Source organism: Clostridium sp., assembly GCF_026168755.1.
In the GTDB taxonomy this organism is placed as follows: domain Bacteria; phylum Bacillota; class Clostridia; order Clostridiales; family Clostridiaceae; genus Clostridium.
Genome location: NZ_JAPFDR010000005.1, coordinates 99,228 through 115,281, shown reverse-complemented (window position 1 = coordinate 115,281; position 16,054 = coordinate 99,228). Strand labels below are relative to the sequence as shown.

The 16,054-nt window shown below is 29.4% G+C and carries 10 protein-coding genes, 2 tRNA genes and 3 pseudogenes; 2 read left to right on the top strand and 13 right to left on the bottom strand.

Annotation, left to right across the window (positions count from 1 at the left end; translation table 11 throughout):
• Positions 1–67 precede the first annotated feature (67 nt).
• From Q0Y03_RS03755 to Q0Y03_RS03710, 10 genes and pseudogenes are all read right to left on the bottom strand, one after another.
• Positions 68–141 (bottom strand) — tRNA-Gly (locus Q0Y03_RS03755).
• Positions 142–215: 74 nt separating this feature from the next.
• Positions 216–290 (bottom strand) — tRNA-Glu (locus Q0Y03_RS03750).
• 97 nt (positions 291–387) lie between these two features.
• Positions 388–975 carry a nucleotidyltransferase family protein gene (locus tag Q0Y03_RS03745; protein ID WP_297712488.1) on the bottom strand — a complete coding sequence of 196 codons (588 nt, stop codon included), beginning with the start codon at positions 973–975 and terminating at the stop codon, positions 388–390.
• Positions 976–1,495: 520 nt separating this feature from the next.
• Positions 1,496–3,775, bottom strand: a complete 2,280-nt coding sequence (locus Q0Y03_RS03740) for a molybdopterin cofactor-binding domain-containing protein (RefSeq protein WP_297712487.1) — start codon at positions 3,773–3,775, stop codon at positions 1,496–1,498.
• A 2-nt stretch (positions 3,776–3,777) separates the two neighbouring features.
• Entirely contained in the window at positions 3,778–4,236 is a 459-nt protein-coding gene (locus tag Q0Y03_RS03735; protein WP_297712486.1) for a (2Fe-2S)-binding protein, read from the bottom strand.
• The gene (locus Q0Y03_RS03730; RefSeq protein WP_297712485.1) at positions 4,226–5,023 is read right to left on the bottom strand and encodes an FAD binding domain-containing protein; all 798 of its coding nucleotides are present in this window, start codon (positions 5,021–5,023) and stop codon (positions 4,226–4,228) included. Before Q0Y03_RS03730 ends, Q0Y03_RS03735 begins: the two co-directional genes overlap by 11 nt.
• A 140-nt stretch (positions 5,024–5,163) precedes the next feature.
• Entirely contained in the window at positions 5,164–6,486 is a 1,323-nt protein-coding gene (locus Q0Y03_RS03725) for a nucleobase:cation symporter-2 family protein (protein ID WP_297712484.1), read from the bottom strand.
• A 269-nt stretch (positions 6,487–6,755) separates the two neighbouring features.
• Entirely contained in the window at positions 6,756–7,790 is a 1,035-nt protein-coding gene (locus Q0Y03_RS03720; RefSeq protein ID WP_297712483.1) for an XdhC/CoxI family protein, read from the bottom strand.
• Between the two features lie 165 nt (positions 7,791–7,955).
• Positions 7,956–10,106: an ornithine decarboxylase gene (gene speC / locus Q0Y03_RS03715; RefSeq protein WP_297712482.1), complete on the bottom strand. Its 2,151-nt coding sequence runs from the start codon at positions 10,104–10,106 to the stop codon at positions 7,956–7,958.
• A 210-nt stretch (positions 10,107–10,316) separates the two neighbouring features.
• Positions 10,317–10,520, bottom strand: a pseudogene (locus Q0Y03_RS03710) (Sir2 silent information regulator family NAD-dependent deacetylase); the annotation flags it as partial.
• Positions 10,521–10,701: 181 nt separating this feature from the next.
• Between Q0Y03_RS03710 and Q0Y03_RS03705 the strand changes: the two are divergent.
• A pseudogene (locus tag Q0Y03_RS03705) lies at positions 10,702–10,971 on the top strand (helix-turn-helix domain-containing protein).
• A gap of 51 nt (positions 10,972–11,022) precedes the next feature.
• On the opposite strand, the pseudogene Q0Y03_RS03700 reads toward Q0Y03_RS03705, so the two are convergent.
• A pseudogene (locus Q0Y03_RS03700) lies at positions 11,023–11,319 on the bottom strand (pyridoxamine 5'-phosphate oxidase); the annotation flags it as partial.
• 106 nt (positions 11,320–11,425) lie between these two features.
• Here Q0Y03_RS03700 and Q0Y03_RS03695 point away from each other — a divergent pair.
• On the top strand, positions 11,426–14,206 hold the full coding sequence (locus tag Q0Y03_RS03695) for an ABC transporter ATP-binding protein/permease (RefSeq protein WP_297712481.1): 2,781 nt from the start codon (positions 11,426–11,428) through the stop codon (positions 14,204–14,206).
• A gap of 81 nt (positions 14,207–14,287) precedes the next feature.
• Here the strand turns inward: Q0Y03_RS03695 and Q0Y03_RS03690 are convergent, their stop codons facing one another.
• On the bottom strand, positions 14,288–14,668 hold the full coding sequence (locus Q0Y03_RS03690) for a thioesterase family protein (RefSeq protein ID WP_294140640.1): 381 nt from the start codon (positions 14,666–14,668) through the stop codon (positions 14,288–14,290).
• A 273-nt stretch (positions 14,669–14,941) separates the two neighbouring features.
• Positions 14,942–15,931: a choloylglycine hydrolase gene (gene bsh, locus Q0Y03_RS03685; protein ID WP_297712479.1), complete on the bottom strand. Its 990-nt coding sequence runs from the start codon at positions 15,929–15,931 to the stop codon at positions 14,942–14,944.
• Positions 15,932–16,054: the final 123 nt, after the last annotated feature.

Below are 16,054 nucleotides of genomic sequence, written 5' to 3'. Positions count from 1 at the left end.
GAGATTCGAACTCCTGGCCCACGCCTTAGAAGGGCGTTGCTCTATCCAGCTGAGCTAAACACGCTTATGGAGCGGGTAGTGGGAATCGAACCCACCTTTCCAGCTTGGAAGGCTGGAGTATTACCGATATACGATACCCGCACAAATGACATTCTAAATCTTTGATTTAGTTAATGGAATTTACTCAACAAAGTTGATATTCCTTTTAGTCAAAATGGTGACCCCTAGGGGAATCGAACCCCTGTTACCACCGTGAAAGGGTGGTGTCTTGACCGCTTGACCAAGGGGCCTTGCACATGTCTTGCTGACTACTTTTTGTATATTACAGTGTTTTTAAACAAAAGTCAACACTATTTTTAAAAATTTTTATAAAAATAAAAAAATATTTTAATACAAACATTTTAAATCAGTAAATTCACCAAATTCTTCTTGTGTATCTATATCAATTAACTCAATTTCATTATCAACATTTACTATATTTAAATCATTTAAATGCCTTTTTAATATTCTCTTTCCACCTATATCTCCTTCTAGTAATAATAATTCATTAATATATCTTTTTGAAAATATAACCGGATTACCTGTATTATCTCCATAACCAATACAAACTATACCTTTATCTCCATTAATAAAATTATATATTATCGAATTTAATGTTTCTATTGATATAAATGGTTGGTCACATACCATAAACATATAGCCATCAGCATTTTTATCAAAATTTATACCTAATTTTATAGAACTAGAAATTCCTAAACTACTATTATCATTCATAACAACATTAATATTAGTATTTAATAAAGCTTCTTTTATCTCTTCATATTGAGTTACACATATTATTTTATCTACTTTCAAATCAAGCACTTTTTCAACTATATACATATATATTGGCTTATCTTTATAAATTGCCAATAATTTATTTCCATTAAACCTCTTACTATTTCCCGCCGCCAAAAGTATTAAATTAATCCTCATCCCTCATCCTCCTATATAAATTATTCATCAATATTTGAATGCCGTGATGACGAAAATTAATGATATTACCTCCAGGAATAGTGTAATTTACGTTAAGAATTTAATTACAATATTCCTTCCGATAATATCATTAATTTTTCTCTATCACTGGTTTTCAAACCAAAAGATATAATTTTCCTCATAACAAACTTAAAGGTTAACGACTTCTACTATATTTTATTTAAATATCATATGAGAAAAATTTGTAGCAGAAAACATTAACTATAAAAGTGTCATCTTATAGGTAAACACATGAAAAAAGAAAAAATGAAATATTAATTTGGAGAGAACATTGAAATTAAGCCGTAGAATTTAATCTTTGTGGAATTGAACTTGCGTAAAGAAGTTGTATTGAAGCGTAAGCGACTTTTACAACTTTAGCAAGTTCAATGGAACAAAGATATAAATTCTAGGTGAAAATTTCACAGTTCCCGGAAAATAAATATTTCACTTTTTCGCTCCCATGTGGTGCGTAATACTATTATTTTTTAAGCATTCCCATAACTATTTTTTCTGATGTTATTGGTAATGTTCTTATATTAACCTTAGTTGCATTATATACTGCGTGAGCTAATGCTGGAGATGGCGTATTAATAACAATTTCTCCTATAGACTTAGCTCCAAATGGTCCTGTTTGCTCAAAACTTGATTCAAATTCAACTCTAATATTACCAACATCAAGTCTTGTAGGTATCTTATATTGAAGGAATGAATCATTTCTCATCTTTCCTTTTTCAGTATAAGTTATATCCTCATAAAGTGCCATTCCTATACCTTGAGCTATTCCACCTTCTGCTTGAATTCTTGCTAAGTTAGGATTAACAACTGTTCCACAGTCTACAACTGCAACATAATCAATTATATCCACTTTACCTGTTAACTTATCAACTTCTGTTTCCACAATTCCAACCATAAATGGAGGAGGTGAAACTTCTGAATAATGTGATTCACTTTCGCTTATAGTTCTAAATCCACCAACTAAAGTGTTATTAGCTATATCAGCTAATGTTATTTCTTTTTCATCAATTACTGAAAATACTTTTTTACCATCAAATTCTAAATTTTCAACTGGACAGTTTAATGCTTTTGCGGCCTCTTCAATAATTCTCTTTCTCATTTTTTCACAAGTTTTAATAACAGCTCCACCTGTTATATAAGTTGTACTAGATGCATATGAACCTGTATCATATGGACTTTGATCTGTATCAACACCATGAACAATAATATTATCTATATCACAATCTAAACAATCTGCTGCCATTTGGGCTAATATTGTATCACATCCTGTTCCCATATCAGCAGCACCAATCATTAATGTATAGAATCCATCATCATTAAGTTTTATTTCAACTGCAGCAGTATCTACTGCTGATATACCAGATCCTTGCATAGCCATAGCCACACCAACAGACCTTACTTTTCCATTTCCCATATCTCTACATGGATATTTATTACCCCAATCAATCATTTCCTTAGCTTTTGATAAACATCTATCTAAGGCGCAGCTATTTGCTTGCTCATTATAATATGCAGGCATTATTTGTCCTTCAGCAACCATATTCATTTCTCTTAACTTAATAGGATCAATATTAAGCTTGTCTGCCAATTCATTTACAGCTGATTCTAAAGCAAATAATCCTTGAGTAGCTCCATAACCCCTATAAGCTCCTGCCCCCATAGTATTAGAATAAACAACATCATATTCAAATTTATATGCCTTTGCTCCGCTATAAAGAGGCATTGACTTATGACCTGATAAACCTACAGTTGTTGGTCCATGATCTCCATATGCACCTGCATTAGATAATGTATACATATAAATAGCTTTTATTATACCATTTTCATCTGCACCTAATTTAACTTTAATCTCCATTTCGTGTCTTGGACTACCATTAGTCATACTTTCTTCACGAGTATAAACCATCTTAGCAGGCTTTCCAGTCTTCATTGTAACTATAGCTGGGAATATTTCTGCAACAACACTTTGCTTTGCCCCAAATCCTCCACCTATTCTCGGCTTAATTACCCTTATATTAGATTTTGGAATATCTAAGGCATTAGCTAATATACGTCTTACATGGAAAGGAACTTGAGTTGCACTTGTTATATTTAATCTTCCATATGTATCAAGCTCTGTAAATGCTCTAAAAGTTTCCATCATAGCTTGGCTATTAGCTTTAGTATGATAAGTTTGCTCTATTATATGAGCACATTTACTTAATTCTTCATCTACATCACCATAAGTAAAATCACCTTTTGAACATACATTTCTCTTTTTATCTGCATTAATCCAATCATTTAAAACAACAAAATTTTCTTCTGGATGAACTACAACTTTATTATCTAAAGCCTCTCTAAAGTCTAAAACAGCTTCTAAAACTTCATATTTAACTTTAATTAAATTTAAAGCTTTATTAACAGCCTTCTCATTTTCACCAGCAACTATAGCAACTGGATCTCCAACACATCTAAGTCTTTTATCTAAAATTAATCTATCATATGGACTTGGTTCTGGATAAGATTGTCCTGCTGTTGTGAATCTCTTTTGTGGAACATCCTTATATGTTAATATACACTCTATTCCTGGAACTTTACTTGCTATTGTTGTATTTATGTCTTCTATTAAAGCATGTGCATGAGGACTTCTAAGAACTTTAACTACTAAACAATTACTTGGTACTATATCATCTGTATAAACTGGCTTACCAGTAAGTAATGACATGGCATCCTTTTTTCTTATACCTTTATTAACGTATTTCATCTCTAGTCCTCCTTTTTAGCTTCTAAGAAATTTTTAATTGCTCTTAATTGGCTCATATAGCCTGTACATCTACAAAGATTACCTGCTAAATAATGCTTAATTTCATCTTCAGTAGGATTTTCTAATTCTTTACTCATTGCTAACACATTCATTACAAATCCAGGACTACAGAATCCACATTGTTCTGCACCTTGATCTGCCATAAATGCACCAAATTCCTCTGCTTCTTCTTTTAACCCCTCAAGAGTAGTTACCTTTTTACCATTTGCTTTCATTACAAGAGTACTACATGATAAAACCGGCTTTCCATCTAAATGAACAGTACATAAACCACAGTTAGCAGTTTCACAACCTCTTTTTACACTTAAAAAGCCTTTACTTCTTACATAATCAATTAGTAACATATCTGCTTCTACATTCTCTTGAAAAAGTTTATTATTTATCCATAGCTTAATTTCCATAGCTTCCTCCTGTAATTTCACTTATTGCTCTATTTATAAATACCTTAGCAAGTATTTGTCTATACTCTTTACTTCCTCTCATATTACTATCAAATTTAACATTTCGCATAACATATTCAACAACTTCATCAATTTCTTTTTGAGTTGGAATTTCACTTAAAAGTTCTGCTGCATTTAAAGTCATAGCCTTTTGTGGTCTAGCTCCAATTACAATATTCCATTTATCCTGTAATCTTGATACTGCTACTGCTAAAGTAGGAATATCAGTTGCACTATTTCTATGAGTTAAATATGTAGTTCTTCTATTATCTTTCTTTATTATAATTCTTACTAAAATGTCATTATCATAAGGCATATCTCTATATTGAGAAAGTGGAATAATTCCTTTATTAAATAATTCTACATATGTATCTAGTGATAAAAGTGCTGTTAATATATCTGAAAATCCAAATCTTGAATAAACACTTCCACCAATAGTTGCACAATTTCTAAATTGTACACCAACTATATGTATAACTGATTTTGCTATTATTCCATCAAAATAAGAATTTAAAGATTCATGAGTTTCTAATTGTCTTAATGTGCACATACACCCTATTTTAAAACATTCTTCATCCTCTTCAATTTTATCTAAACCTAATGCTGATAAGTCTATAGCAGTTTGAATGTTTCTTCCCCCCATCTTTAGCCATCCTATTCCACCTAATACAACATTATTTTTCTTTTGATTTAATTCATAAGCCTGTTCTAAACTCTCTGCTATTACATAATTTCTAATCGTAAACAATATCTTTTTACCTCCATCTATAAAATATACCTTTAATGCTTTTTAGTTATATAATTTTATTACATTAAAATACCCACTAAACCTTTTACAAAATTAGTGGATATTTTTTCATATTTATATTTTAAACTTTATACCATACCTTATTCAACTTCAATACTATTCTCTTTAGTTTCTTCTTTTTTAGGTAATATTAAATTTAGCACTGTTGCAATAACAAAAGTCATAATAATACTATTATTTCCAAAGACTTGTGTTACCCATTCTGGTAAATGTCTTAATATTTCAGGCATTTCTCCAATCCCAATACCTAATCCTATTGAAACTGCAACAATTATTCCATTTCTAGAATCTAATCCTTCTCTTAGCAATGATTGAAGCCCACTTACAAGTATCATTGCAAACATGATAACAGCTGCCCCTCCAAGAACTGATTGTGGCATAACTGAAAATAATGCGCTTAACTTTGGAATAAACCCTGCTAAAATTAAGAAAACTGCTCCTGTCATAATTGAAAATTTATTAACTACCTTAGTAACAGCTACAAGCCCAGCATTTTGACCAAATGCTGTATTGGGAAGAACTCCAAATGCTGATGCAACCGCACTTGCTATACCATCTGCAACTACTCCACCTGAGAATTCACGATTAGTGGCATTTCTATCAAGCCCCCCAAGTGCAATTGCCGATATATTTCCTACAGTTTCTACTGCTGTAGCTATATACATTATACTCATAGCAATAATTGCGTCTATTTTAAACTCAAACCCCATAACAAATGGTTTTGGCAAACTAATCCAAGCTGCATTCTTAACCTCTGTAAAATCAACCATACCTAAACATATAGATACAATATATCCTACAATTATTCCTATTAATACAGATGATACACTTAAAAATCCTTCTGTGAATTGCTTTAAAATAATAATAACAACAACAACTATAGTAGCTACTAATAAGTTCTTAGGTGATCCAAAATCCTGAGAAGATGAGCCTCCCCCAAAGTAACTTATTCCAACTGGAAGTAATGATAATCCAATAGATATTATTACAAGACTTGTAACTATTGGCGGAAATAACTTTTTAAGCGGTTTAATAAAAAAACCTAATATAATTTCAAAAATTGCCCCTACTAAAGATGCTCCCATAATAGCATCATAGCCATAAGCCATACCTATTGCTTTTTCTGTTCCTATAAATCCAGAACTTGTCCCCATTACTATTGGTAGTCCACTTCCCATTTTAAAAACTGGATATAATTGAAGTAATGTTGCCGCTCCAGATATAAACATTGCATTTTGTATTAGTATTGATTTAGTCTCTAAAGGAACATTTAAAATACCACATACTATAATAAGAGGTGATACATTACCTAAAAACATAGCTAATACATGTTGAATCCCCAATGGAACTGCTTGCTTTAAAGGTACTCTTCCTTCTAAATCATAAATACTTCCTGTTTTCATTACAAATCCCCCTATAACTAGTAAACATAAATTACGAATAATATTTTTATTTTTGTTATAAAATGTACGTTTTTGTCTATATGTTGATTTTAACACATAATTTGTATTTTGTGTATAATTTTCTATATTTTTTTACATATTTTTTGTATTTTTTTATTTTAAACACCATTTTTGTAGTTAAAAAACAAAAATTAAAAGACAAACTTCATAGTAAGGTTTGTCTTTTAATTTTTTGAAAAAATAATATTACTTTAATCATTTTTCGTATTTTATTCAATATACTCAAAAAGCACTTTAATAGTTCCACCACAAGCCATACCTAATTTAGCGGCAGCTGAATTAGATAAATCATAACTTTCAATATGTGATTTTTTCTCCTTTATTAAATCTAAAGCCTTTTCATATGCTACCTTTTCAACCATTCCTCCACCAATAGTTCCAATAAAGCTACTATCATCTTTAACAAGCATCTTAGCATCTACACCTCTAGGTGATGAACCTCTCTTATGCAATATGCTAACTAAAACTTTATTATTATCACTATAAATAATATCATTCAATATTTCTTCATCAATATTAGATACATTGCCATTACTCTTTTCTTGAATAATTTGCGCCATAATACTTACTGATATTTCAGCTGGAGTCTTAGCACCTATACTAATTCCAATAGGAGCATTAACCTTATTTATATCCTCTGTAGTATATCCTTTTTCTAATAACTGATTTATTGAATGTGCTACCTTCCCTTTACTCCCTATCATTCCTAAGTATCTAAATTTATTTTGTAATATTTTTTCGACACATTCCTGATCTGCTTTATGTCCTCTTGTAACAACAACAAAATATGAATTTTTATTAAAATCTATACTATCTAACGCATTAGTAAAGTTATCACAAATTACATTATCAACTTCTGGAAACCTTTCTTTATTAGCAAATTCCTCTCTGTCATCTATAACAGTAGTATTAAAATCTAACATTTTTGCCATACTTGCTAAAGATAAAGCTATATGTCCCCCTCCACAAATTATAAGATTAGGCTTTGATATAATATTTTCTATAATAATTTCTATATCATCATCTATTTTTATTGTTTTTCCAAACTCATTAAAATTAATTTTATTTATAATTTTGTTATAAAACTCTATATTTTTCTCATCTTCAAGTAATATTTCATCATCAATCTTCAATATCTTTTTTCCTAAATGCTTGTCCTCTTTATCTTTGATAACAGTTACTATACAAATATTTTTATTATTATTTAACCCTTCTTTTGCTTTTTTGTAAAACTCTCTGTTCATTTTTATCACCTCTTGTAAATTCTGTATATATTCATATTTTATATAAAATTAAATTTATTTCTATAAAAAAATATATATTTTTGTTGAATAAATATTATTTGAACTAAAAAAATTCCGCTCTAAATATATAGAACGGATTTGTTATTTTTTAATTATATTTCATATTTACTTATCTAACACATATCCATAAGCCCTTACTTTTCCATCTTCTTTTTCTAGGTAAACACCTTGAATCTCTGGAGCAAATCCTGGGAATCTATTAATTCCTTCTTCTAAAATTGAGAAATACTTTTGAGCTACAATATTCCATCTTTCACCTGGAACTACACAAAATACTCCCGGTGGATAAGGAAGCGCTCCTTCTAAAGCAATTTCTCCAACTATATCACTTAAAGGTACCAATTTGGCATTATTTCTTTTAAGCTCAATATTTGCTTCATTAGGATTCATAACATACTCTGGAAGTGAATCTCTTCTAAATAATAGTTTTTGATAAGTCTTTGCATCATTTTTCTTATAGAAATCATGCATTTCTTGGCATAGCCTTCTTATTGTGTATCCCTTATAGCGTTCTTCATATTTAGCATAAAGCTTAGGTAAAACTTCACTTAATGGGGCATCTTCCTTTATAAGATTTTCAAATCTTACTAAGTGATCTACAAGTCCTTTCATTTTTGAAGTACTTTCTGCTGGAGTTAATAAGAATAATATTGAATTTAAATCATTCTTTTCTGGCACAACTCTATGATCCCTTAAATAGTTTGCTAAAATAGTTGCTGGTATACCAAAATCCTCATATTCACCATTTTCTACATTTATTCCTGGAGTTGTTAACATAAATTTATTAGGATCTACAAAATATTGATTTTCTCCATATCCTTCAAATGAGTGCCACTTTTCTCCTGGATAGAATTTAAAAAATTCAATATTATTTGCTATTTCTTCTGTATCATAATCCTGCCATGATTTTCCGTTAACTACAGGCGGAATAAATGGTTTTAATAATTCACATCTTTCTAAAACATCTTTTCTAGCTTCAACTCCAACCTTTATACAATCTGCCCAAAGTTTTCTTCCCGCTTCTCCATCCTGCATTCTTGCATTAACATCTAAAGCTGCAAATAAAGGATAAAATGGACTTGTTGATGCATATAACATATATGCATTATTAAATCTCTTATGATCTACATAACGCTTTTGGCCTTTAAGGTGACTATCCTTCTTATGAATTTGAGACGTTTGTGAGAATCCTGCTTGTTGTTTATGTATAGATTGTGTAACCAATATTCCTGGGTCCTCTGGTTTTAAGTCTAATAATAATGGAGAACATTCTCTCATCATTGGTATAAATTGTTCATATCCAACCCATGCTGAATCAAATAAAATATAATCACAAAGATGACCTATTTTATCAACTACTTGTCTTGCATTATATATAGTTCCATCATAAGTTCCAAGTTGAATAACAGCTAATCTAAATGGCCTCTTCTCTTTTGCCTTTTCACTATCAACTTTAGCTGCTTCACTTCTTAAATACTCTTCATTGAAACAATGAGCATCTATTCCACCGATAAATCCAAATGGATTACGTGAAGTTTCTAAATATACTGGTTTTCCTGCTGATGAAACTAAAGCTGAGTTATATACTGATTTATGATTATTTCTATCAAATAAAACTAAATCTCCGGGAGAAACTATAGCATTTATAACTACAGAGTTAGATGTACTTGTTCCATTCATTACAAAATATGTTTTATCAGCATTATATACCTTTGCTGCATAAGTTTGAGCTGACATTGCTGGACCTTCATGTATTAATAAATCACCTAAGTCAACATCTGCATTACATATATCTGATTTAAATATGTTCTCCCCAAAGAATTCATACATAGCTCTTCCAGCCGGATGTTTAACAAAATATTGACCACCTTGATGTCCTGGACATGCAAACTGTAAATTTCCTCTTCTTGAATATTCACTTAAAACATCAAAGAATGGAGGTAACATTTCTTCTTCATATTTATCAGCAGCCTTATTTAATTCTTTACTAAACTCTTCTTCATTTAATTCATTAATATGTATTATTTTATGTACTTTATTTGTAATCTCATCATTAATCTCATCACTTTCTGCCAATACAAATATTGCTATCCCAAACTTTGTATCATATATGTCATTTATACTTTCTATATCACATTCATTAACTACAGCAGCTGCTACATCAGTATAATCTGTTGTACCAACTTCTATAGTTTCCCTATCTGTGAAAAAGTAATTTCTAGTTCTTTCAGTACAAGCAATCTTTAATGATTTCATGCCTTTTCCCCCTGTCTTTTTAGTCTATACTTTTATAATTTACATAATTAATAAAATATATTTATAATCTATTTTATTAATTAATATCCTAATTATATAGTCAGCTTATTCCAATGTAAATGCTATAAATTAATATATGAATAATATGCGCCATAATAATGAATAGCATTATCGATACACATATGTCCTGGAACAAAACATCCTATCATTTACTAACTCTGTCTGAATTTTACAATATCGTTGCTTATTAATCATCTTATATATTAACTCTTCATTATCATATAATTTTTTATGACATCCTCTTGAACATTGAATTACTCCATAATCTCCTTGTGTTGTAAAGATCCTCTCTTCAGGAAATCCAGCTTTATAAAATTGATGATCCACATTTGTAGTAATTACAAAATAATCTTTTTTCCATTATATAACAAATCCAATTATCATTAACATGCATAATATCAATTACACGATCACCTACCTCATATATTCTTATTTTTATTTTAAACATTTGATATATTCTAAGTAAGTGCGCACTTTAAAGTGGTATAGTTATCTTGTAGAAACTATAAAAATATACTCTTTTCTTTTTCTTAAGATTATTGAATCCATACTTGATATAGTATAAAATTAATTAACCGGAACTAAAAGATTTAATGAGTTAATGAGATCAGTAACTGGTATTACACAAAAAGTTCTTACTAGCCACCTCAGAAATATGGAATCTAATGGCCTTTTAATACGTAAAGTTTACCCTCAGGTACCTCCTAAAGTTGAATATACTCTTACTGAAACAGGTTATAGTTTAAAACCTATTCTAGATGCCATGTATACTTGGGGTGAGGACTATAAATATAAAAATTTATAATAAAAAAAGCAAAGAAATACTTTTTTAAGTATAGCTTTGCTTTTCCATAAATTAAAGGTTATATTCTTTAGGTGGATTTCCTGAAAAATCTGCAATCACTGCATGTGCATTTTCTAAGTAAAACACTTCAAATATTGGATTATTAGCACTATTATATTGCCCCTTTACAATTAGATTATTCATACATTCTTCCTTAACTGCCATGTTGTTTTCAAATACTACTTTTCCATTTAATCTTATCCAAGCATAAGTAGGACTTGATACTGAAACTTCAATCTCAGGATTTGCCTGCATATCTTTATATACATCCTTTTGATTATTTATACAAAACCATAATTTATTATCTCTTTAATATTTAGTTTATTTTCAATTTATAAAAGTAGTATAATATAGATAATATTGCCAAAGAAAACATAACTATTATTCCAAATCTAAAAAAAGGAGTGAACGAAACATGCTTCAAATACAAAAAATATACAAAAAATATGTTACTGGCGATTTAGAACAAATTGCTCTAGATGGAGTCTCTTTAAATCTGAGAGATAATGAATTCGTTGCAATCTTAGGTCCTAGTGGATCAGGAAAAACAACATTATTAAATGTTATTGGAGGACTTGATCGCTATGATAGTGGGGATTTAATTATCAATGGAATTTCTACTAAAAAATATAAAGATAGAGATTGGGATTCATATAGAAATCATACTATCGGATTTGTATTTCAAAGCTATAACCTAATTCCTCATCAAACTGTTCTTTCAAATGTTGAGTTAGCTTTAACTATTTCAGGTATATCCAAATCAGAAAGAAAAAAACGTGCAACAGAAGCTCTAGAAAAAGTAGGTCTTGGAAAACAACTTCATAAAAAACCTAATCAAATGTCTGGAGGCCAAATGCAACGTGTTGCTATTGCAAGGGCATTAGTAAATGATCCCGAAATCTTATTAGCTGATGAACCAACTGGAGCACTTGATAGTGAAACTAGTATTCAAGTTATGGATTTATTAAAAGAAGTAGCGAAGGATAGACTAGTTGTTATGGTAACTCATAATCCTGAATTAGCAGAACTATATGCTAATCGTATTGTTAAAGTAAAAGATGGACATATTATAGATGATTCTAATCCTTATGAAGTGGATACCAAAAATATGGCTCCACCTAAACATGAGAATATGGGTAAAGCTTCAATGTCATTACTAACTTCATTATCTCTAAGCTTTAACAATTTAAAAACAAAAAAAGGAAGAACTCTTTTAACCTCATTTGCAGGATCTATAGGTATTATTGGAATTGCATTAATTTTATCTCTTAGTAATGGAGTTAATACTTATATTGATAATATTCAAAAAGAGACTATGACATCTTACCCAATATCTATTGAATCTGAAACCATTGATCTTAGTAGCATAATGTCTTCAGGTGGTCCATCAGCAGGAAAAGTTGATGATGCTAATCACGATTTAGATGCAATTTACTCAAATGGCTCTAGTATTGAAATGGCATCTACTATGACAAGTAGTTTTACTGAAAATAATTTAACTGCCTTTAAAAAATATTTAGATAATCCTGATAGTGAAATAAATAAATACGTAGGCGAAAATGGTATAATATATTCTTATGCTACAAAATTTGATGTTTATACAAAAGATCCAGATGGAACTTTAGTCAATACCAATGGAAGCACACTTACAGATAATAACAACTCTACAAATACAATGCTAGGAATGTCTAATATGTCTACAATGTCAAATATGTCTGGTCTTCCTGGAATGCCATCAAACTCAAATAACTTTAGTGAATTGCTTTCTGGTAAAGATGGTGAATCAGTTAGTGAAGCTGTTAAGGAAAGCTATGATTTATTATATGGTAATTGGCCTAATGCCTATGATGAAATTATCCTTACATTAGATAAAAACAATGAAATTTCTAGTAATACACTTTATCAATTAGGTATTTTACCAAGTTCTGAATATAAAGACTTAATGAATAAAATAGAAAATGGTGAAGAAATCAAACTTGAAAGTAAAAGCTGGAACTATGAAGATATATGTAACAAAGAATTTTATATAATTCCTGAAAGTGCTACTTATATATCAAATGGTAACGGTACATTTAAATCTATAAAAGAAGATACAACTGAAATGGAAAAATTAATGAATAATGCTGTAAAATTAAAAATAACTGGTGTTGTTCGTCCAAAAGAAGATGCTAAAAATGCTTTAATTTCTACTGCACTAGGATATACAAGAGCACTTACTAACTATATTATCCAATATACAGATGATAGTGAAATTGTTAAAGCTCAAAAAGAAACCCCAACTATTAACGTATTAAATGGTATGGAATTTTCTCCATCTAGTGATGATGAAAAAATAGCAGATGCAAAAAAATACTTAGAAAATCTCGGAGTTTCTGATAAAGCAAATCTATTTAAGACAATAATGTACTCTATGCAAACTGCAGGTGATGGAATGTCAAATATAGATAATTCATCAATTCAATCTGTAACACCAGATATATCAACTATGAGTGAAACACAACTTGCTGCTATGTTAGATGAGTATCTAAAATCACCTGATAATGATACATTACTTAAAATTTACGATACTTATATTTCTACTGGAACTTATGATGATAATATGACTACTTTTGGTGTAGTAAGCTTAGATGCACCATCTTCTATTAGCATTTATACAGATAGCTTTGAAAATAAAGAATCTATCTCTGATTGTATTGAAGATTATAATTCAACTGCAAGCGAAGAAAATAAAATTAGTTATACAGATTATATTGGAATACTATTATCTTCTGTTACTACAATAATTAATGTTATATCATATGTATTAATTGCATTCGTAGCAGTTTCACTTATTGTTTCTTCTATTATGATTGGAATTATTACATTCATATCTGTAATGGAGCGTACTAAGGAGATTGGTATCTTACGTGCTATTGGTGCATCAAAACATAATATATCTCAAGTATTTAATGCTGAAACATTTATCATTGGACTTTGCTCTGGATTATTAGGAGTTGTAATCTCATTATTATTATTAATTCCAATAAACTCCATTATCCATTCAGTATTAGATTCTAATACTGTTAATGCCTCATTACCTATACCTGCTGCAATAATATTAATTATACTTAGCATGCTTCTTACTATTATAGGTGGATTTGTACCATCAAAGAAGGCTGCTAAAAAAGATCCTGTTACAGCACTTAGATCAGAGTAATTTTAAACTATACTTTAAAATATGACTAATGAAATTAGCGATATCAATCTCTGCTTTGATATCGCTAATTTTCACTTTATATTATTTATTGTCAGTTTTCTTTTGGAAATCTTCGTTATCAATTATAAAACGCTCATGTATTCCTTCACCAATTTTTCCACGTTCATCAAATGCTTCAACTTTAAATACAAGTCTTCTTCTATCAATTTCAATTAATTCACTTTTTGCAGTTACTTCCATACCTATAGGAGTACTAGATAGATGTTTTACATTCATAAGTGTTCCAACACTACCTTTCCCCTGTTCTAATTCACTTTGAATACTTTTATAAGCAGCTTCCTCCATAAGTGCAATCATAGAAGGTGTAGCATATACATTTAACTCTCCACTTCTTAAAGTCTTTGCAATATTGTTTTCATTTACCATATCTTTAGCTTCACCAATTATCCCTATATTAATCATTCTATTTCCTCCTATTATTCCAAGTTAGTATAAAATTTTTATACTATTTTTAGTGAACCCTTTACTTATTATAATTTTTTATATCCTATTCTGTTAGACCTGTTATTCTACAAATGGTATTCATATGCAATCACTATTAATAGTTATGAATTTAATTATAGCCTACCTTAAATATTTTATAAATAACATTAGTTAGTATTATAAAAATAAAAGGGCAGTAAGCCCTAAACTTTACCCCCTCAAAAAAATTCAACTTAATAAACATAATAAGTGTTAATTTTGATAATTTATATCCTGTGTTGTTTCATATGCAAATAACTTAATTTTATCTCCATCAAGATTTTCTTTATTCATATCTATGGCATTTATTCTATTATTGTCATAAGTTTTATAGTAATAAATCCTATTTTCTTGGTCCATACAAGAAGAATATAAAGTTAAATCTTCTAATCCATCTTCTGTAATAACTCCCCCTTTTACCATTTTTACATAGTCTAACATATGAAAAAATTGAGTAATAGCTGTTATATTATCTTCTATATTTGGCATATTATTTCTAATATATGCAATTCTTATAAATCTAGATACTGATGCAAAATCTCCAGGTATACCTAAAGTACCAGCTCCAACACCTAAAGCTTTTAATTTCTGATTACTCCAGTTGGCTTCTTTAGGTTGAGTTGGTTTAATCTTTATATATTCATTTAAGTTAGTTAAATGCCAATCAAATGTTGGATTATTGGTCATTACTCCCACAGTATTATCATATACAGCAAATTTATTTTTAGTTTTCTCAACTACAATTGACTTACCTGTTTTATCTGCAATCATCCAGTGAAGGGTTGGAACTGGAGTTTTATCATTTATAGGTACATCTACTAACTCTATATTTTTAATTTCATTTTTAACTTCATCCACTGTATCATGATTAGATAATACCCACTGTATAAAATCATATGGAGCAATATTAATTTTTCCTTTAACTATATCTTTTTCAAAATAAGCATATCCTGCAAAATTTAATCCTGCACAAGCCAATCCATTTTCATTCATTGCATCCGCAATTGCCGGATGATCATCAATAACAGTTCCCATACCTATAATAGCACGATTATTAGTTATCATATTTCCTGTAACTTTATCTTTATATTTATAATTTCTTGGAATAAGCATAACTGATTGATTAAAGTTATATGATAAATCCATATTTCTTCCGAAAAAACAATTATCATTATTTGATTTTATATTTAATGCTGTACACATATTGTCACCTCATTTATATTTCTCTTATGTATTTTATCCATTAAACTTTTTTAATTATAATACTTTGAAATATTTTACTTTTAATAAAGTACACTCCTATTATTTCTCTCTTATTATTGTGTT

Excerpts from the sequence above, each read along its gene's own strand:
- Q0Y03_RS03690 (WP_294140640.1), bottom strand. The coding sequence starts at position 14,668 with ATGATTAATATAGGGATAATTGGTGAAGCTAAAGATATGGTAAATGAA.
- speC (WP_297712482.1), bottom strand. The coding sequence starts at position 10,106 with ATGAAATCATTAAAGATTGCTTGTACTGAAAGAACTAGAAATTACTTT.
- Q0Y03_RS03745 (WP_297712488.1), bottom strand. The coding sequence starts at position 975 with ATGAGGATTAATTTAATACTTTTGGCGGCGGGAAATAGTAAGAGGTTT.
- Q0Y03_RS03740 (WP_297712487.1), bottom strand. The coding sequence starts at position 3,775 with ATGAAATACGTTAATAAAGGTATAAGAAAAAAGGATGCCATGTCATTA.
- Q0Y03_RS03695 (WP_297712481.1), top strand. The coding sequence starts at position 11,426 with ATGCTTCAAATACAAAAAATATACAAAAAATATGTTACTGGCGATTTA.
- Q0Y03_RS03735 (WP_297712486.1), bottom strand. The coding sequence starts at position 4,236 with ATGGAAATTAAGCTATGGATAAATAATAAACTTTTTCAAGAGAATGTA.
- bsh (WP_297712479.1), bottom strand. The coding sequence starts at position 15,931 with ATGTGTACAGCATTAAATATAAAATCAAATAATGATAATTGTTTTTTC.
- Q0Y03_RS03725 (WP_297712484.1), bottom strand. The coding sequence starts at position 6,486 with ATGAAAACAGGAAGTATTTATGATTTAGAAGGAAGAGTACCTTTAAAG.
- Q0Y03_RS03720 (WP_297712483.1), bottom strand. The coding sequence starts at position 7,790 with ATGAACAGAGAGTTTTACAAAAAAGCAAAAGAAGGGTTAAATAATAAT.